The following is a 17570-nucleotide window of genomic DNA, read 5'->3' as shown; positions in this document are numbered from 1 at the left end:
ATGACTCATCGATTTCCGAACCTCCCAGAGCCACAGTTGGTTGACGTCAACTATGACGTCGATCTGGCCAGTTTAAAAACGCGCTATCAAGCCGGTACCGGGCATTACCCGGGTCTGAACGATCCGGAGACGTTCCATCTGGAGCAAATTGCCTACGAGAAAAACGAACTCAAGGCGCTCATCAACTATGAAAGCAAACAGAACTTGCTGCCGTTTGCACAAGGTGAGCGTTTAGACAACCTTGGACTGCTGACCGAAACCGAGCGTCTGCCTGCCTCAAGGGCCCGTACGGTCATGGCTTTTGTCTTTACCGAGCACGCGGGGCTGGTCATCCCCAAGGGCTATCAGGTGATCGCGGTGGATAACCAAACGCTTTTTGAGACCTTGGATGACACCGTGGTCAGTGCGGGTACGCTTGGTGTCCAGGTGAATGTCGAGTGTACGGAGGCTGGCCTTCAAGGTAATGGCTTCTTGCCTGGACAAATTCACCAAGCTGTTGAGCCATTAACCGCACTTGAAAGCGTGCGCAACACGGAGACGACACTGGGTGGCGCAGAGATTGAAGACGATGACGCCTTTGCGTATCGCATCTATCTCTCGCCATCGAAGTTCAGTGTGGCTGGCCCCTATGAGGCGTATGAGTACTTTGCCCGCTCAAGCAGTTCGTCGATTAAAAACGTCTCGGTATGGACGCCCGCGCCGAATGAAATTGAGATCAGCGCCATTTTGCAAGATGGCTCGCTGCCCAATCAAGCCATCAAAGACTTGATTCAATCGGAATGCTCAGGGGCAAAACGCGTGCCTATGGGGGATTGGGTGCGCGTAGTGGACGCGGAAAATGTCATCGCAACCGCGCGCTTCCACCTACAAATTTTCAGTGATTACGCCTCATTGGCCGAATCCATTCAAAGCACGGCGAAAGCGAACATTGAAACGGCCATTGAGACATGGAAGACGCAACACGGACGCGACATTGTGCCGGCGGCTTTAACGTCACTGGCGCAACGCATTGAAGGGGTGTACCTCGCCAAAGGCACCGTGAAAGACAGTGAAGGCGCGCTTATCACTGATACCAAGAGCGTGACGAAAAAGCAAAGGCCGCTCATCACATTAGAGAGCTTTACCTTTGAGGTTGTGACAGAAAACAGCCAGCAAACCTTTGAATAACAACAATAACCTGAGAAAAATCATGAATGAAACTGGAATGAAAGCTGTCCTTTTGTCACTGGCGGACATGACTGGACTCAAGAAGGTCTTGACCTCCGTCTCGGCCACCGTAGTGAGCTTTGGGGTCCAGGATACGGCGCAGTTGATTGCCATTGGCGTCGGGATCGTATCGGGCTTTATGGCAATCCGCCACTACGCGGTGGCGACCCGGCTCAACAAAGCAAAACTGGAGCGCTTGCAAGCCGGGGATGACGCCATGCTGGAGTCGGAGGAGACCTCATGAGCCTCAAAGCCAGAGCCACGCAGGCCATCGTCTGCTCGGTCACTGCCGTACTGGCGATCGTCTTTAGTATCGATGACGAGCTTCATGTCAGTGAAAATGGGCTTCGCCATATTGCCAATGAAGAAGGGTGTCGCCTGAAAGCCTACCAATGCAGTGCAGACCGATGGACCGCGGGTATGGGACACACTGAAGGCATCACCGCCTCCACGGTACTGACCAAACAACAAGTCGCGGAGTTCTTTGTGCAGGATGTGGCGAGCGCGGAAAGGGTCGTAAAAAGGCACATCACGCAGAAACCGAGTCAGGCGGAATACGACATGATGGTGAGCTTTGTTTTCAATCTTGGCTCCGGCAATTTCCTGACCTCTACGCTTCTAAGGAAGTTCAACCAGGGCGACAACCTTGGCGCTTGCAAACAATATCCTCGGTGGGTGTATGTCAATGGCAAGGACTGCCGTATCGAAGAGAACGACTGCCCAGGCATCCCCAAACGGCGCAATAAAGAGATGAACATCTGCTTAAATGGATGGCAGTAGCATGGGAGTCCTGAGCCAATTCAAACGCACCGCGCTATGGGTTGCAGGTGCCATTCTCATCCTAAGCTTACTGGTGAACTATAAGCTGTTTGGTTACACCAGTGAACTGATGGCCAGCAATAAAACCTTGGGCGATACCATCACCAGTCAGGAGACCACCAACCATCAACTGGCCCAGCGTATCTCTGAATTAACCGACCAACGAACCAGGGCGCAGCAAGCCGCCGACGCGTCGTCGCATCGAGAGCGCGATGCCCGCATTCGGCTAAGCGATCGCATTGAACAACTAGAAAAGGAACTGAAAAATGAAACGTGCAGCACTGTGTCTATCGCTTATCCTGCTGACTGGGTGTCAGGATACTAAGGTGGTGACTCGCTATGAGTATCAGGATGTGATTCAGGTGCCGCCAAGCAGTGACCTGATTGAATGTGAGCGGCCCTTTGATAGAAAGCCAAAGACCTATGGTGAAGCGGCCAGCCGCGATGAAGTGTGGTTAACCTACTTTCGGTTATGCGCCTGCAAGATAGAGCGCAACCGGGCCTTCTACGGTTACACCAATAAAAATGACGCTTGCTCCAAACTGGAGTCAAGCGCCATTCAACCCTCGGCACACCCTACCCAAACAGACTGAGCTGTTTTTCCTTTTGAGCGCTGGCGGCTTCGCCCTTGTCTTTGACGAACACAAACCAGGTTTGTAATTTAGAGGCAAAGAAGTAGCCATCTCGCACATGGTTGCGCTGTGTGCGAGTGCTGCTATTAAAGACCTCATAAGCTGGAAGCATACGGATCGGTTTCGATGGCATGATAGTTACTCCTTCTCCACAGGTACTCGGCCAACTCTTTTGGGGTGTACCAATTACGGATCCCCAAATCGCTTTTAATGATCGCCTTATCCACTTGATTGAGCGCCGCTTGAAACTCACTGGCCGCAATGCGGTTGTCGGGATACATCTCGCGCAATAGTGCCTCGAGCTCATCTTGCGATTGAGGATTCAACACCTCATAACGCGGTTCGGCCCGAAACTTTACTCGTCGTGACATGAGGCCTCCTTGCCCGCAACCCAGCGCTCAAGCCCTACAATCACCTGACGAATCGTGTCACGCGTCAGCCAGCGGGCGCGTTCGACTTTTACTGTGCGAGCCACAAAGCTGTCCAGTGCCGGGTCGTTCAATCCCGTCCAGCCCATCGCTTTCGCCAGTATAGCGAGCTTGGCCCACTGGTTGCCTGACGGTTGACGGGGCGACTGACCACCGAGTCGTTTTTTAAATTGCGGTGAATCCAGTAGATAGCCTTCTTGCTTTAATTCCTGCACCACTTGACGAAGCTCGTCATCACTGAGTGCTTTACAACTGGTCTTGCCGGTGGTGATACCGAGGTAATTACGGTACTCGTCGTCATCAAAAAAGCCCAGGCGATCTTCAAGCAGCGCTTTGACGCCTTTGTGCACCAAGCCGTAATACGTATGGCGGTTAATGTTCATCTTCATAGCGCCTCCTCAATCGGTAAGGTGAAGGGTTTACCGAGCCAGTTCTTGTTCGCGACACGCAGCAACAGCGCGGCGAAGAACTCAGATTTTTCTTTGGTGCTGAACCCGGCACGAAGGCGGAGCTCATCAAAGAGCGCATCGGTATCCGCATCGAGAATGAACTTGCGCTCTACACGCCCTAACGCCTTGCTGCGTAAGCGACTGTCACGGGTTCTGTCTGCAGAGGATTTGGGGTATTCGACTCTTGGCCGTCCATAGCGAACGGTGGAAATGGCCATAAACGTTACTCACTCACGAAAAACATGGTGATATTTTATGCGTTTTGATTGGTTTGTCTGGATTGGGTCGACGATAGGAAAAAGAAAACCGCCTTTGCGAGGCGGTTGGTGAAACAAACGATTCAAATTACTCGTATCGTCCTGCCACTTCCAGTAACAGGTCTGAATGGTTAAAAATGTCATCGACACATTCAATAGGGTGGCGAGTTTCTTTCTTATCATCCCCAATTAAACCAATGTATTTTTGTTTTGCATTAAAGTGCAAACGACAAAGTGGCTTACGGTTATTATCATCTAATAGGATGCCAAAATAGCTTTGTGTATCTCGAGCGATGATTCGTGATACATCGAATTTTTGACGGAGAATCGCTTTTACGACGTTATAGCCTTCTGTTTCTTCATCTGTCGTATGAATCTTAGATACTTTTCTATCATCAACAATGTCCTCTAATTCTAACTCTTCGTTCCCCGAATTTTTCAACGGTTTAGCCTCGGAACCTATTGCTGATTGTAAGCGAGCATTAATACTGTCATTTAAAAACTGTTTAACCGCTTTGCTTGTTAACTCTAAAAACTGAGCTTTGACTTTAGGTGTTTGCACTCCATCATATACTTTTGATGTAAAGAACTTGACGAAATCTTCTTCAGGTTCAGAGAACTGCTCTGAAAGCACTTTCTTAATTTGACTTAGGTACTTGAGCTCACCAGCTGCATCAACAACAGACTCTACATCAAAAGAAGTCTTCGTGAGCTTTTTTACTTCAGGAACAACATGGTCATCTAAATTCTCTAGATCTAATGTCAGAAATGGTTTTTCATCCATTTTATTTGGAGCATCGAGATCTGTGAAAAATTGATATTGCGTTCCGTTTGTTAAGACTGCAATTCGAGCATTAGTGACAGAGAAATATCTAAACAATTGTCCAGCGTGTTTTGTTGATAATTTCTCACCAAGCTTTTTACACTCAATCAGAATTTGAACTTCTCCATCCTTCATTAAGGCATAATCAACCTTTTCACCTTTCTTTGTTGCAGTATCAGCAGTGAACTCTGGAATCACTTCTGTTGGGTTAAAAACGTCATAACCTAAAACTGAGTGTAAAAATGGCATGATCAATGCGTTCTTAGTAGCTTCTTCGGTTGTTAAAGTAGTAGCAACTTGATCCACTTTCTTTGCTAAAGCCTTTAAGCGATCGATAAAATCCATAATATCTCCTGAATACTTTACCTATGGGTGAATAACCTACAATACTACAATGAAATTAGTTACATACAAAAAGCACACCATTAAAAAGGTGTGCTAGTTAACAAAACGTATATAGCCTTATACGCATTTACGCTTTCTTCGTTGGTTTAAACTACCTGCTTGTCAGCTTGCCTTGATTTTGCCCATTAACACCTTGATTCAGGGTCGCGCTTTTCCCCGCCAGGCGTCCAGCCCAAAGCGCTTCATCAACGCCACCACGTGCGTATTTGGTGGATGCTTCACGTGCTTGAGTGCTCTTTAGATCTGGATGAAGCTCCTGCAGGTAAGAGTTAAGTTGTGTGGACTCCTCTTCGGTGAGTGCAAAATCATTGATTAGGCGCTCAACACTGGCCACCCAACCTTCGCAAAACAGATCAGCACGGGCGGTTTTGGTACTGCGCTTGATGCGTTTGTTCAATGTGGTGATATACGTCTTGCGCGCGTTAATGAGTTGCCGCTCTAACACATCATAGGTGTAGGCGGCGACCTCTGGGCGCTCATGGTGACCAGTAAATACGACGCCTCGTGTGGCTGAAAGTGCATTCCAGTTCACATGCACCTTGCAGCCAAATGCACGGGCTATCATTGATGCTAACGCAGAAAAATATTGAGTATGTCCCTTAGCCTTAAAGCGGGACTTTGTCAGGATCTCCTGTACATCGCTGAGTTCAGGACTCTCATACGATAGCCCGTGCTGTTGCATCAAAGTCTGAGCGCGTGACATGGCGGCGGCAGCTTCATGTTCGTTGGCAGATTGAGCCAGACGCAGCAGCTTCTTGATGCGTTCAATCATTTTACACGTCATGTTCAAGAACCTTCTGTTTACGCTGTACGGTCTGAAGTGCTTGATACATCTCCTGAAGCCGGGCGGCACGTGTAAAATTCCGGGTTCTTACACAATCGCCAATACGGCGGTCAATGCTGCATAAGCTACGTTGGACATCAAATGGTTGTTGTATGTCCAGTTCAGCACGCAAAAGTGTCATGCCGACGGTATCAATGACGATTTCGACGGTGTAATCGCTGGATTTGTTCTCTTCTGATATTGGAACCATCTCCGGCTGCGCTGGTGTTGATAAGTGCGAATACGGCGCTTGTAGCGAGTCATGAACACCTCCTATGGCTAATATGGTGACAGGTGAATACTTTTTGTTTGTTTTATCTCGCATTGACAAAGCACTTTCGAAATCTGAAAACACATGCGCCTGTTCAATATTATCTGTCCAGTACTTCGCTTTTCCCTCGCCTAGGTCTGATTCAAAATAAACAGTGGCAGGATTATCCAGCATGGGGGGTCCCTCTGCGTTTTTAACGATTTTAAATTCCTCATCAAATTTGAAATCACCGTCCAATGAAGAAAGAATAAAGCGGCCAGTGATAGGGGTAATAGGATGTTGGTGAGACTCGTGCTCCATCAATCCTTGAAACGTCTTATTAGTCATGAGTGGTTATCCTTTCCATCAACTTCTTCAAACACTTCCAAATGTTCAACAGACAGGCCGCCAGCCTTCCCTGTGATAGCGACGACAACTTCACCACACACTTCCCATGGTTCACTTCTTACTTCACCAACATGAAAGTATTCAGCAACATTTAACAGTGGGAAATACTTCACTTTCTGACCTATAGGAAATTGCTTTTGAGCAGTTTGAATATCCATTTTGAGATACCTTTAAATCGGGGTTGAATATACGTTTCACCAAATTCAGGCAAAGCGAAGCCAAAGCGGGGTCGCCTGAAGCGCCGCTTGCCTGTATTGAGTGGGTGGGCGATTGGGTTTATTTACTCGTTGCGAGTAGCTGTTTATTGGCCTTGCGTATAATGGTGCGAAGCATCGCCACACGGGTCATGTTGCCCTTCAGAGAAGGAATAGCGGCCAACACATGTTCTGCGGTGTCTTTGGCTTCCTGAGGGTCGCGATTTAGCGTGTAAAGCAATGAAGCCTTGGCATCGTCCACGCTGGTGTTAATGAGTGCTGATATTTTATCCATGATGGCATCCTCATAGTTTTGTGAAGTTTAAGTGCACTTGCTGATATTCGCCTTGCTCGTCTCGCTCATAAAAATTGAAGTACGATTTGCTGCCAATCACCAACAGGGAGTCTTTCGCGGCCGACTGCGCCTGACGCAGCATTGGATCCTGAAAGTCTTTTCCAATAAAGCTAATAGTATTGGCAATCGACGCATCATTGACAAAGAAGTCCTGGACGGCGATGAGCACATCATGAGGTAATTTATCTTTCTGGCTGTTGTAGTAATCCCGAGCCAGTTGCCGGGCGGCATCATGCTCTGGTCCCAGAGTTTTCAGCTTGGCGGTTTTGTACGTGATTTTGTATTTGCCATCGAAGCTGAACATAGCCACATTCTCGCCATTTCCACGGGTATGCAGTTTTGTGCCGTACTGCTCCAGCATTTCAATGCGGAACTCTTCAAAGGCTTTCACCAGATTCTCTTTGAACGTCTGCAGCAGCGATCGTTGTGACTTCACCTGTTTGACCAGTCCGGTAACAAAGGCATCTTTACGCAGCTCATGAGCTGGAATGTTGCACTGGGCAATCAGATTGCCTTCCGCGTTATAAACAAAGCCTTCGGGTGCTGCCAGGCGAGTGGGTTTCACTTCCGGTGCTTGGGTCGTTTGATTCATTGTAGTACTCCTGTTTTTACAAAATGGTCGGCCTGGATAAGCTCGTTCTGTTGCTTTAAGAATTGGTTGATCGCTTGGTACGCTGCGTCTTTTGCCCCATAGGCGGTCACTGCAATTGCCGAGTCCACTTGAGTGATGGCTTCTGCTCGGCAATCAGAGATAAAGAACTCGCCAATACCATTTCGCGCATTCGGCTCAAAGTGAATTACCATTTCCAAATTGACTCGTTGAGTGAGTTGATCAGTGGCCATGCTTGTTCCTTTTATTTGGTTTGCCTCTCTGAATAGGCTAGTAAGTTAATTATCAAAATCTCGAATCATTGCTTGGATAGAGAGTCTCCTCTATGCTTCCCAACAGATGATGTCGTGATTAAGCCGGACCGCCTGCATATGGCGCGCAGCGCCGTGGTCATGCAGAACGATGTCGAATTTCGGCATGTCGCTTTCAATCAGCAGTGGGCAATTGCTTATCACAAACTCGCCCCGACCTTTAGGCTTACGGCTGACAACGTAGCCGCCACGAAGCCAGACAAACTCGTCCGTGTGCATTCGGCTCATGCGTCCTCCCATGGGCGAAATACCCGATGAATGAGCTGAAAAGCAGGGTGTGTCAAGAACGCAAAATCCGATGCCAACTGCTGGTTGGTCCCTAACGTGCTTTTGTGGCAATACGAGCACTGACCTTCTCGAAGGTTCCATACCGGCGTTTGAGTTCGACATTGCAGGCAGGTGCCATAGGCTGCGACGCCCGTTAATTGATACAGGTAGCTCTGGCTCGCTTTGCCCACGCACTCCACCACGCCATGTTGGTGCATTTTGGTAAGCAGCGCTTTCGCAGCACTGATTGACACCGAGCAACACTCCGCTTGTGTTATTTGCCTGGCCGTACAGGGCTGGTGGCAACGCAACAGCGCCAATACGGTATTCAGACTGTCGTTTCCTCGACGATTCATGGTCACACTCCAATGCTTTCTTTGAGATAATGATGCGCTGCAGTCAGATGCTTAGGCGTCAGCGCTTCCTGATTTCGTGTTGCGGAGGAACTGGCGAGCATAATCATGTCACCCAGCGTTCTGAGTTGCCCGGTGGTGTTAGGCACGATATTGTACGCTGCCTGAAACAGCGACTCATCGGTGATCCCCCAGGCCTGCATGTAATGGCGGATGTCCGCTTTTGTCGCGGTCTTGATGCAAGTCGGACGGATCATCCGGCTCCAGATTGGATTCAGATTGACCTGGGAGCGGGCTGCGCTCATCCGGCTGCGAACCACGTCATTGCCCAGTAAAAAGACACCACATTTACGCTCTGCCAAGATACGCAGACCATTGAGAACGTCATCCGACAGATATTGCGCCTCGTCGATGATGATGAGCCCATTAGAGCCGTCCAGGGCTTGCGCGATCGCTTTTTGCATACGGTAGACCGTCATGTTGGTGGCTTTGATCTGCATGCGTTCACACAGCTCAGACAAAATGGCGCGCGCGGACTTGCACAGATTGGAGGCCGTGACAATCCAGACATTGTTGTGCTGACGTTGATACTCTTCTGCGGTCACCGTCTTACCAATGCCAGAGCCTTCATAGACCATCGACCAGCGGCGCATGGTGCGAGCCATATCCATCAGCTTCCAAATGGTTTCCGCGGTTGGCAGCATGAGAAATTCCGGCTCTTTCAGGTGCGTATCAGCAAACTCTTCGATCCGAGTGCTACGTGTATTCAACCACGTTTCAAGTTTCTGGAGCTGGGCTTTGGTATCACCGGTATAGGGCTTGTTATTAAGCAGTTTACTGAGAATGCCTTCGTCGATGTCCGACTCTTTAGCAATCTTACGGTTACTCAGTTTCTCACTGCTTTTCACTGTTAGGACTTGTTGAATAATTGAGGTCATTTCGTTTTTCCGTATTGCTGCATGAATGCATCCAAATCCATCGTGGGTTCAAAATCTGCCCCCACCGCTTTTTTCTCAAACAAGCCATCAAACTCACTTGGGTTCATTTGATGCATCTCGGGCGATCTGGCTAACTCAGGTGTCATTTGTGCAATACCTGGAACCATACCGCCGAGTGGCTCCGGTTTTTCATCACTGCGTGCTAACTGAACAAGGTCGTCATTCGTTAACTCGACCATTTGTTCTTTCAGCCAGGCTGCGTGGTTAACCCCTTTGGTTTGGTATAAGTTCTGGCGGCGCGCTTCGCCTAAATCGTCATACGCCACATCAGCGTACAGTGGGATTTCACCAATGAACTCACCGCGCTCACTGTAGGCATACACACACCCGGTTAAGTCATAAGGGTTGAAGCGTAGGTGGACGCTTTGACCGATGTATCCGAACAACAACGGACTGCGGTAGCGGTTGGCTAAATGCTTGCTATAACGCCCGGCATTGAGCTCGACTAAGCCACCTTCGTGCACTTTCACGCTTTTACGAGTACGGTGCAGGCATAGACGCAATTGTGTTGCCGTGGGTTTACGCACCTGGACTTGACGATAGCTCTGTTCAAATACCTGTTCGTAACTGTAGATACCGCGAGCCATCTCACTGCGTCGGCCTTCTTGACGGTTCCAATCCGCCACCCATTCGGCAAACAGTTCAACCACCCGTTCAACGGGGACCGTGGTTTCACCGTAATTGGCAGGTTTGCTGGTGGCGGATTCACCAGTGTAAGCACCGGCAAAAGCTGGATGACGCTCAAATTGACCGATACCACCTTTAGAATGGAATAGGCGTTCAACGGGTTTGGCCCGGGCGTTGCCTTTACGGCCAACGTTGTCATCTTCCACTCGAGTCCAGTTGACCGTTGAGCCCAGCGCCGTGATGGCTCCTTCAATCTCCGCGTTATCAAACTTTTTGTGCTCTAACTTGCCTTTACCTGTGGCTTTAGGACGTGAGGTACGACCTGTCATGGCTTCACTGAGTGCGACTGAGCCTCGGTCAAGGTCGAACATTTCTGGGATGCCAAACTTTGAAACCATGTTGAAAAGAGCAATCCCCAGCATCTCTGTGTTTTCGCTGACATCAATCGCATAGCCCACCACCATGGAGCTGTAGACATCCTGAAATACCCATACGGTGGGACGGATAACGGTGCCATCTTCCAGGTGGCATCGAATGCGGAATTCGTGGCCATCGCCCGATACACGCTGCATGGCATGCATACCAGCCCGGGTTCGACGCTGTGCTGGTATCAAGGCTTGCTTCGTAGCAAACAAACCGCCCCGGCAATAGACTTGCAGCTCATAAGGAAGGTCATCATTGACTCGGCTGCGAATTGTATGAAGACAAGGCACATCCCAACCGTTTTTCTCTGCGGCCTTCACCATACGGTGGTAACACTCAGACACGGTCGGTTTTTCAGGGCGCAAAAAGTCGGCTTTAAACATTGACCATGCTTCAGGTGACAAGGCTGCCGTGCGTTTACCATGAACGCCTTGCTTATCTAACAATGCTGGCAACCAGTCCTCCACTGGGATTTTGTTGGTTTGCAGCCCGGGAGTGTTGTAGAACCAGGCCACGATTTTGGAGTACGTTCCACCAGACTCCTCCGCAACACGCTTCATTGACTTACGCATACTCATGCCAGCGTCGACGTACGCCTTAACACGCATGCACAGCTCGTACCGCTGTTTGGTGGACGCTTTTTTAGCATCGGTGGCTTCGTCGTACTCTAGCCAAAGTTCATCCGAGGCCGGAGTTACCACCTGGCGAGCGTTGCGACTGTTCTCTGCTTGTTCGGTCTGTTGCTTGGCAACGTTACGCAATAGGTGCAAACGTGTCTCTTCAGGTAAACAGTCAATATGATACTCAAAGGCTTTTGAGCCTTGACGCTTGCGTTTGTGCTCTGGTTTTTCTTTTGTTAGGCGATCTAAGTTACTCCTCGTCCTAACATCAGAAGTTGGCATTAATGGTGCACCTATAACCTCTTTAACTGAAAACCACATTCGATATCCCTCAGGCTGCTCTATTAGCACAACGTACGGGCCAAATGCATTCAGGAGTAAGTCCTAACGCATTTGCAATAATCTCTTCTCCTTTCGGCCAAGGACGATCTAACGCGTTATTCAGTGTGTTAGGAGCCATACCGTTTTGAATAGAAAGCTGACGTAATGAGATTTTTTTCTTGTGAAGAGCGGCAACAATATCCGCTCGGTGCATATCCTCTGTAGGCATAAATGTAGTGTTTGAAGTATTCATTTTTGATACCCTGTGCAATTAGTTCACAAACTAAGCTGAGAACATAATTCAACGAATTAACTTGATTAAATTAATTCTTGATCATTTTTATACGAATGCAAACGTATTTTTCTGCTTTTTCGTGGATTTATATGGACTACTTTTAATTTGGTTGGTTATCAATGACTTACAAAGAAAAAGACGGCGGAAGTAAAAAAGACAAGAAACGTATTAATCCCTCTGAGCGAATAATACGATTCAAAGAACGCTTGGCTGAGGTTATCGGTGACGAGGCTGTTTTACAGTTCGCAAAAAAAAGTGGAATGTCAGAAGGCGTAATGCGTAGCTATATCAGGGGGGATACATTCCCATCTCTAGACCGTTTAGAAGCTATAGCGGATGCTGCTAAAGTAGATCTAAATTGGTTGGCTACAGGTCAAGATTCAAATACACAATTAGTGCAAGTTTCCAGTAAGCCTATGAGTGAAGGTAGCGTAGAGGTTGTTCAATACGACTTCAAAGCAAGTGCAGGCGCAGGTTGCTTGGTGGTTTCAGAGAACCCAGTGGCTAAATTTGAGTTCTCACGTGAGTGGTTAATAAAACAAGGCTTAAATGGTAAACATCTAACAGTAGTGGAGGTGTACGGCGACTCTATGGAACCTACGCTAATGGATGAAGACCTAATGCTGGTGGAAGTGGTAGAAGATCCCAAACAAGCCCGTGACGGCGTGTGTGTGTTTAGAATTGATGATGAAATTATGGTTAAGCGTGTTCAGTATGACTTTGGTAGTGGCGGCTATAATGTCACGAGCGATAACGACGCATACAGCCCGTTCTTTATTGGCAAAGAGTTTGAAGGCCGATTCCAGATTCTAGGCCGCATGGTTAGGGTATTGCAGCGAGCGAAGAAGTCTTAATGAACTTAATGAAAGGATCACTATCGACCAAATTGGATCTGTTTTAATCCTTAACTATGATCATATCTCAAAAGCCCTAATATCCTGAATAATCCACATTAGGGCTAAACCTCTAGTTAATCATTTATTTTTCAATGAGTTAACAATGTATAACTCACTTTCTCATTTGTATTAAATTATAATTATCTCTCTCAAGTTGGCCCAAATATCGGCATGGGTCGCTGGCTCCATTTGAATCACGCCACAGGCGGGCCCATTCCCCAGTTGGTGCAGAAACTCACCTTTGTGGGATTCATGCCATATCGAGCCGATCACCAGCTGACGTGCGGCGATAGAATCCAGGCCAATGGTCTGCAGGGCCGGGACGATAACAAGTTGGTAAAATTGTTTTGCGTTCATTTCTTCCACCATAGGTCTTTAATGTTGGCCAGGGCTTTCTTAGGGTCGTTGGCAAAGCTCTCACCAAATTTATTGAGTATTTCCAGTACATAGCGGTTTAAGTACGTCAAACAGCCCACAATCACCGCTCGGTTGTTTTCGTCGATGGCCTCATAACTCATTAGGCCCAGGTTGGCCACGTAGGCCACAAAACCGGCGAACACGACGCCGGTGATGATGGATTTGAAGGTGTGTTCCTCGGTTCTTAATACGCTGGCCAAAAAGCCGAGTATGGCGACGGTAATGAGCGTTGAGCTTTCGCTCACCTTGGCCGATAAGTTTTGAAGCACAGCTGACGCTCCTGATGGTTAATTGCTGATGTGCTTGGTTTCTTCCGGTTTCAGGTAAGGCACACCGTTAATCCACACAAAATCGCTGCTGGTTACCGGGCATTCAATTTTGTGGACAAGTCCGTCCTCGCTCGATGTGTCGACATCGAGTAGGTCGGTGATTTTTGGCTGGCACCCAAACGCTTCGACTTTGAGTGAGAGATCCGCGCCGGCCTTTTTCATGTATCCCATGAAGTCAAACGGCGCCATGCCGCGGAACGAGCCGGCGTTTTTGGCTTCCTCAATCACTAAGTTGAAGTTGTAGGAATCCATTTCCAACGTCACGGTTGCCTCAACACTGCCAGGCAAATGACCATCAGGCACACCGCGAGACGTGGCGGTCTTGCTGTTGTCCGTAATGGAGACGGTGACTTTTGAACAGGTGATATCCCGACTGCCGATCGAGACATCCATTTCTAACCCTGAGAATTGCGGCATGTCTTATCCCTCTTGCAAACTTAAGTCGATGCCCACCCCGACGGTGATGTCTTTCGGGCTGTAATACGGGCGAACGGTGATGTAAATCTTGACCTGGCGATCATCAATCCAATTGATTTCGATGGCGTTATCACCGGGTGGCTGGATTTCGCCAGGAAACGGCACGCCATTGATCTGAACGGCGCGAGCCATGATTAACAAAGGCTTTCTGTAGACGGCTTTGTGTTTTTCCTGACTCTGAGGTGTGCTGTTTAGCGAACGGTCGGCAATGGTCGGGATCGCAATCTTATAAACCTGGCGGCAGGCTTTCAGAACCACTCGCAAGTTTTCAATCAGCTTGTAATCACCGGTTTCTAAATCAAAGGTGTTGCCGTCAGCCCAATACCAGCCTTTCTCGCCTGGGTAGCTTTGAGGGACGCTGTAACCGAGAGCATCAAGATCAGCAAAGAGCGTGCCTGGCATTGGGGCGCCGGCTTTGTCGGTGGAGGCGTTCCCCATGCCCAATAGGGTGCCGGTTTTGGTACGCATCGGTGAATCTGCGACCGTCACGCTGCGGTTACACAAACGGCCAGCTAAGATGCCCAGGTCATTTTCAAACAGCGTGGGAACACACATCACCCGCTCTGCAACAAAGTTGCTGACCAGTGAGGCCAGCGCAGTTTTGTAGGCGGCCCAGTCCTGGCCAGACTCAGGTGTGGCGTCAATCGGACTGGTGCGCATCATGACAAACATGTATTGAGCGCTTTTGCTTTGGACTTCGGCCATTTTTGTTTTGGCGACTTCTAAAGCAGCGACATCGGTTACGGGATCGCAGACCACCACGGACTCATAGGCGTTATCGACGATGGCCCTATCCAGCGCATCCGTCCAGCTCCCCTCGGCCTCTAAGCCAAAAAATGCCGCGGTCCAGTTCTGGCCAGCGTTTAACTGAGCCGCAACCAGATCCTTATAGGCATAGGAATCCGTATCTGATTTTGTTGTTTTTGCGGCGGTTTCACTGAAAATTTTATCCAGGTCAGTGCCGGCATTCAGAGACGTGATTTTGTTCTGTAGGCTTGCAATCGTTGTTTTACCAATGAACACAAACCGGCGCTCAACTTCATCAGGCGTGTTTTGATACTGGTTGATGTTATCAACTTGAACTTTACCTAGAGCCATAGTGTTTTATCCTGTCGTTACGTTGATGAGCTCTTGAGCCAGTCGCTTTTGAGCCGCTTTGTTATCCATGCCTAAAAAGGCCCGCTCTGGCGGTTGAATCTTCCAGGTCTTTTTCGGTTTATCGCCGGTCAGGTCGCGATAGATTGCGCCGAACTGGCCTTGTGTCAGATTGTCCGTTATCCATTTAACGCTGGGTTTCTTTCGGCCTTTACCGCTCTTCCTGACCACCGTAAAACCGGCATCGATGAGGCGTTTCGCTTGTTGCCGGGTCGCGGGATCCTGGTAATGTTTCGCGCTATCATTTTTGCTTTTGCTGCGGATCTTTTTCAGTTTCGCCGCGGTCCAGTCTTCTGCCGTACCATGCTGCTGCTCATAAGCAATGTTGCCGGCGCCACGGTTTTTGAAGTAATCCACTCTGACGCGATCGGCCATGACATAGTCAGAAAGCGGTCTGGCCAGGTTCTTTAAGAGTTTCTTCTTTGAGCGGCCTTTGCGTTTGGCAAAGGCTTTGCCGTGGATGTCTGTTTGCTGCCGGATGTTCTGTTTGGCATCCCGTATGACGGCTTTGCCGACTCGGCGTATTACCCTGCGTTTTTTCACCGGCGTCAGTTGCATCAATTTGATGGTGTTGATGGCCTGGCGAATGTCGGCTTCGGGTGACTTAATGGTCAGTGGTGAATGCATTGGGGAGCACCTCGCCCTTTTCAGCCAGATAAACGACATAGGGCTGAATCACCCACTCTTTACCCGCAAATGAGACATCCCCCGCGGCGCCATCGGGCGCCCGCTTGGCGGTAATGGACTCCACAAAATCCATCGTAATTTCCAGATCAGCCATCTGGCCGTTGTTGTACGCATCAATATCCACGCTTGGCGGCTTGAGTTGGTGCCGCTCTCTTTCCCGATCGTGGTCTGTGGTCCAGGCCATGACGCGAGCCATAACGACATAGGGGTCAACCAGGTGGGTCGGCATATCCTCGATGCTGAAAATGGCGCTGTATTGAAAGCGACCGATCACCATAGTGTCGCTGCCCATGTCTTTGAACATCGGGATTAACTGGCCGTTGCTCATGTAGGCATCAAACTTGTCTTTGCATGGGCTGCCCCATTTTGACTGGAGGTAGTCGGTCAAATGATCCCCCAGGGCTTGCAGGTAGCAGACGCTTTCAACGGTTTGCGTGCTCATAGCAACATCACCGATGTGGTGCGGATCTCTAAAATGCCACGGATAGCGAGCTGAGATTCACGCAGTAATTCGTCATACGTACTGCGCTCTTCTTTGGCCAGGTTGTTGGCCTCTTCGCGCCGGTTCACGGTTTTGAAATGCGCAAGCAGTGTGGCTTTTGCGCGGTCGTAAACCGCGGACACAAACAAGGCGGCCGCGGCGCCGGTGCCATCGATGACATGGCCACATTGTTCGGCGCTTGTTTTCCCGCTCGATATGGCGCGTTTTTGCCAGTCGCTGAGTTCAATCAACACCATGTTGATCGCACGGATAAGCGCATCCCGTTGCTGACCAGCATCGTACTCTGTCGGGATGCGGCGCTTATTCTGGAAGTCAGACAAGCGAATATTTGGCCAGAAATCCTCAGTGACGATTTCATCGTTATGGTGTTGGTCTGACTGTTTTTGATATTGAAATCGTGACATGAGCACCTCGTTAAATGGGAGCGGCGTTAGCGTTTGGACAATGACACCCTATGCCCCCTGGGCTAGGGTCATTCCCCCACTAAGCCGCGGTGGGGTTGGAGCCTTTAATCGTCGTCATGATCAATCATGAGCAACGCGAGTCTTTTATTAATCTCTGATATCCGAGTGCCGACGCCGGCACGGCTGTATATCGCTTCCGCTTTGGTAAACATGGCGAGCGCCGTTTTTAATCGCTGTGGGTCCGACACGTGCCGCGGCTGGGTCCGGTCCTTCCCTAATGCCATCAGGCCGGCCAGCTTGTAATATTTCGCGGTCACCACCTCATAGGTATTCAATTTTTCGGTCACCAGTTTGAATACCTGGTCAAAATAAGGCGCCGTAGAATGGCCCGCTTTAAACTGTTTTTCTGACCAGTCGAAAACGGTGTCAGCAACGAATTCAGGCATCGATGACTTGATGAAATCCGGCGTGTCATACCCTTTTTCTATGGCTTCCAGGGCAATCTCCAGCGCCTGGCCAATGTCCCCAGCGTCGAATAACCAGACCATTAAGAGCACTTTCAGGGATACGGGGATATCTTCCCGCTTCAGATAGGGGCGATAGTGCTCAAGTACCTTTTTCTTGTACTCAATTTTTCCGGCCAGGGGTTTGATGCTCTTTAGCTGCCGGATATCGCCCTCAATGGTGCTCATGACGAGATCCCATGTTGACGCGGGTTGAGGCTGTGCAAGGGCTCTGGCCGTGGTGTTTCGTTCCTGGGCTTGTCTTTGCTGAGCTTCGGCTCTCAATCTCATGTTTCTGCGTTGCATGGGGGAAGTCATGGCGGTTA

29 protein-coding genes are annotated in these 17570 nt (G+C 49.2%); 6 read left to right on the top strand and 23 right to left on the bottom strand.

Annotated features, from left to right (window positions below; genetic code table 11):
• The 5 genes from CAG64_RS05725 to lysC are packed head-to-tail and all read left to right on the top strand — an operon-like array spanning window position 1 to window position 2618.
• The gene (locus tag CAG64_RS05725; protein WP_161448284.1) at window positions 1-1167 is read left to right on the top strand and encodes a baseplate J/gp47 family protein; all 1167 of its coding nucleotides are present in this window, start codon (window positions 1-3) and stop codon (window positions 1165-1167) included.
• Between the two features lie 37 nt (window positions 1168-1204).
• Window positions 1205-1450 (top strand): hypothetical protein, encoded by a 246-nt coding sequence (locus CAG64_RS05720; RefSeq protein WP_337247435.1) that lies wholly within the window; start codon window positions 1205-1207, stop codon window positions 1448-1450.
• On the top strand, window positions 1447-1986 hold the full coding sequence (locus tag CAG64_RS05715; protein ID WP_161448288.1) for a lysozyme: 540 nt from the start codon (window positions 1447-1449) through the stop codon (window positions 1984-1986). The genes CAG64_RS05720 and CAG64_RS05715 overlap by 4 nt, the downstream gene beginning before the upstream one ends.
• 1 nt (window position 1987) lies before the next feature.
• Window positions 1988-2350, top strand: a complete 363-nt coding sequence (locus CAG64_RS05710; RefSeq protein ID WP_161448290.1) for a hypothetical protein — start codon at window positions 1988-1990, stop codon at window positions 2348-2350.
• Complete coding sequence (gene lysC / locus CAG64_RS05705; RefSeq protein ID WP_202601091.1) at window positions 2292-2618, top strand: Rz1-like lysis system protein LysC; 327 nt, start codon at window positions 2292-2294, stop codon at window positions 2616-2618. The genes CAG64_RS05710 and lysC overlap by 59 nt, the downstream gene beginning before the upstream one ends.
• Window positions 2619-2752: 134 nt before the next feature.
• On the opposite strand, the gene CAG64_RS05700 is transcribed toward lysC, so the two are convergent.
• The 15 genes from CAG64_RS05700 to CAG64_RS05635 all read right to left on the bottom strand — a co-directional run bounded on the left by CAG64_RS05700 (window position 2753) and on the right by CAG64_RS05635 (window position 11832).
• Window positions 2753-3028 carry a hypothetical protein gene (locus tag CAG64_RS05700; RefSeq protein ID WP_161448292.1) on the bottom strand — a complete coding sequence of 92 codons (276 nt, stop codon included), beginning with the start codon at window positions 3026-3028 and terminating at the stop codon, window positions 2753-2755.
• Window positions 3013-3468: a regulatory protein GemA gene (locus CAG64_RS05695; protein WP_237668241.1), complete on the bottom strand. Its 456-nt coding sequence runs from the start codon at window positions 3466-3468 to the stop codon at window positions 3013-3015. Before CAG64_RS05695 ends, CAG64_RS05700 begins: the two co-directional genes overlap by 16 nt.
• Window positions 3469-3470: 2 nt before the next feature.
• Window positions 3471-3752: a hypothetical protein gene (locus tag CAG64_RS05690; RefSeq protein ID WP_161448296.1), complete on the bottom strand. Its 282-nt coding sequence runs from the start codon at window positions 3750-3752 to the stop codon at window positions 3471-3473.
• A gap of 127 nt (window positions 3753-3879) precedes the next feature.
• Window positions 3880-4959 (bottom strand): type I restriction endonuclease, encoded by a 1080-nt coding sequence (locus CAG64_RS05685; RefSeq protein WP_161453387.1) that lies wholly within the window; start codon window positions 4957-4959, stop codon window positions 3880-3882.
• Between the two features lie 151 nt (window positions 4960-5110).
• Complete coding sequence (locus CAG64_RS05680) at window positions 5111-5803, bottom strand: DUF2786 domain-containing protein (protein ID WP_161453388.1); 693 nt, start codon at window positions 5801-5803, stop codon at window positions 5111-5113.
• A complete protein-coding gene (locus CAG64_RS23600) occupies window positions 5793-6440 on the bottom strand; it encodes a hypothetical protein (RefSeq protein WP_202599324.1) in 648 nt (215 codons plus the stop codon). Before CAG64_RS23600 ends, CAG64_RS05680 begins: the two co-directional genes overlap by 11 nt.
• Window positions 6437-6658: a hypothetical protein gene (locus tag CAG64_RS05675; protein WP_161453389.1), complete on the bottom strand. Its 222-nt coding sequence runs from the start codon at window positions 6656-6658 to the stop codon at window positions 6437-6439. The genes CAG64_RS23600 and CAG64_RS05675 overlap by 4 nt, the downstream gene beginning before the upstream one ends.
• A gap of 118 nt (window positions 6659-6776) precedes the next feature.
• Window positions 6777-6989: a hypothetical protein gene (locus CAG64_RS05670; RefSeq protein ID WP_161453390.1), complete on the bottom strand. Its 213-nt coding sequence runs from the start codon at window positions 6987-6989 to the stop codon at window positions 6777-6779.
• A gap of 10 nt (window positions 6990-6999) precedes the next feature.
• Window positions 7000-7641, bottom strand: a complete 642-nt coding sequence (locus CAG64_RS05665; RefSeq protein WP_161453391.1) for a DUF3164 family protein — start codon at window positions 7639-7641, stop codon at window positions 7000-7002.
• Window positions 7638-7892, bottom strand: coding sequence for a hypothetical protein (locus CAG64_RS05660; RefSeq protein ID WP_161453392.1), 255 nt, complete (start codon window positions 7890-7892; stop codon window positions 7638-7640). The genes CAG64_RS05665 and CAG64_RS05660 overlap by 4 nt, the downstream gene beginning before the upstream one ends.
• Before the next feature lie 90 nt (window positions 7893-7982).
• A complete protein-coding gene (locus CAG64_RS05655) occupies window positions 7983-8198 on the bottom strand; it encodes a hypothetical protein (RefSeq protein ID WP_161453393.1) in 216 nt (71 codons plus the stop codon).
• Window positions 8195-8593 (bottom strand): replication-relaxation family protein, encoded by a 399-nt coding sequence (locus CAG64_RS05650; RefSeq protein WP_161453394.1) that lies wholly within the window; start codon window positions 8591-8593, stop codon window positions 8195-8197. Before CAG64_RS05650 ends, CAG64_RS05655 begins: the two co-directional genes overlap by 4 nt.
• 2 nt (window positions 8594-8595) lie before the next feature.
• A complete protein-coding gene (locus tag CAG64_RS05645) occupies window positions 8596-9528 on the bottom strand; it encodes an AAA family ATPase (protein WP_161453395.1) in 933 nt (310 codons plus the stop codon).
• Window positions 9525-11540 (bottom strand): transposase domain-containing protein, encoded by a 2016-nt coding sequence (locus CAG64_RS05640; protein ID WP_161488656.1) that lies wholly within the window; start codon window positions 11538-11540, stop codon window positions 9525-9527. Before CAG64_RS05640 ends, CAG64_RS05645 begins: the two co-directional genes overlap by 4 nt.
• Before the next feature lie 49 nt (window positions 11541-11589).
• Window positions 11590-11832, bottom strand: a complete 243-nt coding sequence (locus CAG64_RS05635; RefSeq protein WP_237668240.1) for a helix-turn-helix domain-containing protein — start codon at window positions 11830-11832, stop codon at window positions 11590-11592.
• Between the two features lie 161 nt (window positions 11833-11993).
• Between CAG64_RS05635 and CAG64_RS05630 the strand changes: the two genes are divergently transcribed.
• A complete protein-coding gene (locus CAG64_RS05630; protein WP_161488655.1) occupies window positions 11994-12728 on the top strand; it encodes an XRE family transcriptional regulator in 735 nt (244 codons plus the stop codon).
• A 171-nt stretch (window positions 12729-12899) separates the two neighbouring features.
• On the opposite strand, the gene CAG64_RS05625 is transcribed toward CAG64_RS05630, so the two are convergent.
• The 8 genes from CAG64_RS05625 to gpM all read right to left on the bottom strand — a co-directional run bounded on the left by CAG64_RS05625 (window position 12900) and on the right by gpM (window position 17433).
• Window positions 12900-13127: a hypothetical protein gene (locus tag CAG64_RS05625; RefSeq protein WP_161489285.1), complete on the bottom strand. Its 228-nt coding sequence runs from the start codon at window positions 13125-13127 to the stop codon at window positions 12900-12902.
• A complete protein-coding gene (locus CAG64_RS05620) occupies window positions 13124-13456 on the bottom strand; it encodes a hypothetical protein (protein WP_161488332.1) in 333 nt (110 codons plus the stop codon). Before CAG64_RS05620 ends, CAG64_RS05625 begins: the two co-directional genes overlap by 4 nt.
• An 18-nt stretch (window positions 13457-13474) precedes the next feature.
• Complete coding sequence (locus CAG64_RS05615; protein WP_237668205.1) at window positions 13475-13933, bottom strand: phage protein; 459 nt, start codon at window positions 13931-13933, stop codon at window positions 13475-13477.
• A 3-nt stretch (window positions 13934-13936) separates the two neighbouring features.
• A complete protein-coding gene (locus CAG64_RS05610; RefSeq protein ID WP_161488331.1) occupies window positions 13937-15091 on the bottom strand; it encodes a DUF2586 domain-containing protein in 1155 nt (384 codons plus the stop codon).
• A gap of 6 nt (window positions 15092-15097) precedes the next feature.
• On the bottom strand, window positions 15098-15775 hold the full coding sequence (locus CAG64_RS05605) for a hypothetical protein (RefSeq protein WP_161488330.1): 678 nt from the start codon (window positions 15773-15775) through the stop codon (window positions 15098-15100).
• The gene (locus CAG64_RS05600; RefSeq protein WP_161488329.1) at window positions 15753-16277 is read right to left on the bottom strand and encodes a phage tail protein; all 525 of its coding nucleotides are present in this window, start codon (window positions 16275-16277) and stop codon (window positions 15753-15755) included. The genes CAG64_RS05605 and CAG64_RS05600 overlap by 23 nt, the downstream gene beginning before the upstream one ends.
• Window positions 16274-16741: a head completion/stabilization protein gene (locus tag CAG64_RS05595; RefSeq protein ID WP_161488328.1), complete on the bottom strand. Its 468-nt coding sequence runs from the start codon at window positions 16739-16741 to the stop codon at window positions 16274-16276. Before CAG64_RS05595 ends, CAG64_RS05600 begins: the two co-directional genes overlap by 4 nt.
• 104 nt (window positions 16742-16845) lie before the next feature.
• A complete protein-coding gene (gpM, locus tag CAG64_RS05590) occupies window positions 16846-17433 on the bottom strand; it encodes a phage terminase small subunit (protein WP_161488327.1) in 588 nt (195 codons plus the stop codon).
• Window positions 17434-17570 lie beyond the last annotated feature (137 nt).

Origin of the sequence: Vibrio sp. V38_P2S17PM301 (assembly GCF_009904845.1) — a bacterium.
Lineage (GTDB): Bacteria > Pseudomonadota > Gammaproteobacteria > Enterobacterales > Vibrionaceae > Vibrio > Vibrio proteolyticus.
Note: the sequence above shows the minus strand (reverse complement) of the source record. Positions and strands in the feature narration are given on the sequence as shown.

Bases quoted from the DNA above. Each gene is read 5' to 3' on its own strand.
- CAG64_RS05625 (WP_161489285.1), bottom strand. From the start codon at position 13,127: ATGAACGCAAAACAATTTTACCAACTTGTTATCGTCCCGGCCCTGCAG.
- CAG64_RS05700 (WP_161448292.1), bottom strand. From the start codon at position 3,028: ATGTCACGACGAGTAAAGTTTCGGGCCGAACCGCGTTATGAGGTGTTG.
- CAG64_RS05715 (WP_161448288.1), top strand. From the start codon at position 1,447: ATGAGCCTCAAAGCCAGAGCCACGCAGGCCATCGTCTGCTCGGTCACT.
- CAG64_RS05640 (WP_161488656.1), bottom strand. From the start codon at position 11,540: ATGCCAACTTCTGATGTTAGGACGAGGAGTAACTTAGATCGCCTAACA.
- CAG64_RS05630 (WP_161488655.1), top strand. From the start codon at position 11,994: ATGACTTACAAAGAAAAAGACGGCGGAAGTAAAAAAGACAAGAAACGT.
- CAG64_RS23600 (WP_202599324.1), bottom strand. From the start codon at position 6,440: ATGACTAATAAGACGTTTCAAGGATTGATGGAGCACGAGTCTCACCAA.
- CAG64_RS05650 (WP_161453394.1), bottom strand. From the start codon at position 8,593: ATGAATCGTCGAGGAAACGACAGTCTGAATACCGTATTGGCGCTGTTG.
- CAG64_RS05605 (WP_161488330.1), bottom strand. From the start codon at position 15,775: ATGCATTCACCACTGACCATTAAGTCACCCGAAGCCGACATTCGCCAG.
- CAG64_RS05595 (WP_161488328.1), bottom strand. From the start codon at position 16,741: ATGTCACGATTTCAATATCAAAAACAGTCAGACCAACACCATAACGAT.
- CAG64_RS05670 (WP_161453390.1), bottom strand. From the start codon at position 6,989: ATGGATAAAATATCAGCACTCATTAACACCAGCGTGGACGATGCCAAG.
- CAG64_RS05725 (WP_161448284.1), top strand. From the start codon at position 1: ATGACTCATCGATTTCCGAACCTCCCAGAGCCACAGTTGGTTGACGTC.
- CAG64_RS05645 (WP_161453395.1), bottom strand. From the start codon at position 9,528: ATGACCTCAATTATTCAACAAGTCCTAACAGTGAAAAGCAGTGAGAAA.
- CAG64_RS05655 (WP_161453393.1), bottom strand. From the start codon at position 8,198: ATGAGCCGAATGCACACGGACGAGTTTGTCTGGCTTCGTGGCGGCTAC.
- CAG64_RS05665 (WP_161453391.1), bottom strand. From the start codon at position 7,641: ATGAATCAAACGACCCAAGCACCGGAAGTGAAACCCACTCGCCTGGCA.
- CAG64_RS05635 (WP_237668240.1), bottom strand. From the start codon at position 11,832: ATGAATACTTCAAACACTACATTTATGCCTACAGAGGATATGCACCGA.
- CAG64_RS05610 (WP_161488331.1), bottom strand. From the start codon at position 15,091: ATGGCTCTAGGTAAAGTTCAAGTTGATAACATCAACCAGTATCAAAAC.
- CAG64_RS05600 (WP_161488329.1), bottom strand. From the start codon at position 16,277: ATGAGCACGCAAACCGTTGAAAGCGTCTGCTACCTGCAAGCCCTGGGG.
- CAG64_RS05675 (WP_161453389.1), bottom strand. From the start codon at position 6,658: ATGGATATTCAAACTGCTCAAAAGCAATTTCCTATAGGTCAGAAAGTG.
- CAG64_RS05680 (WP_161453388.1), bottom strand. From the start codon at position 5,803: ATGACGTGTAAAATGATTGAACGCATCAAGAAGCTGCTGCGTCTGGCT.
- CAG64_RS05615 (WP_237668205.1), bottom strand. From the start codon at position 13,933: ATGCCGCAATTCTCAGGGTTAGAAATGGATGTCTCGATCGGCAGTCGG.
- gpM (WP_161488327.1), bottom strand. From the start codon at position 17,433: ATGAGCACCATTGAGGGCGATATCCGGCAGCTAAAGAGCATCAAACCC.
- CAG64_RS05710 (WP_161448290.1), top strand. From the start codon at position 1,988: ATGGGAGTCCTGAGCCAATTCAAACGCACCGCGCTATGGGTTGCAGGT.
- CAG64_RS05720 (WP_337247435.1), top strand. From the start codon at position 1,205: ATGAAAGCTGTCCTTTTGTCACTGGCGGACATGACTGGACTCAAGAAG.
- CAG64_RS05660 (WP_161453392.1), bottom strand. From the start codon at position 7,892: ATGGCCACTGATCAACTCACTCAACGAGTCAATTTGGAAATGGTAATT.
- CAG64_RS05695 (WP_237668241.1), bottom strand. From the start codon at position 3,468: ATGAACATTAACCGCCATACGTATTACGGCTTGGTGCACAAAGGCGTC.
- CAG64_RS05690 (WP_161448296.1), bottom strand. From the start codon at position 3,752: ATGGCCATTTCCACCGTTCGCTATGGACGGCCAAGAGTCGAATACCCC.
- lysC (WP_202601091.1), top strand. From the start codon at position 2,292: ATGAAACGTGCAGCACTGTGTCTATCGCTTATCCTGCTGACTGGGTGT.
- CAG64_RS05685 (WP_161453387.1), bottom strand. From the start codon at position 4,959: ATGGATTTTATCGATCGCTTAAAGGCTTTAGCAAAGAAAGTGGATCAA.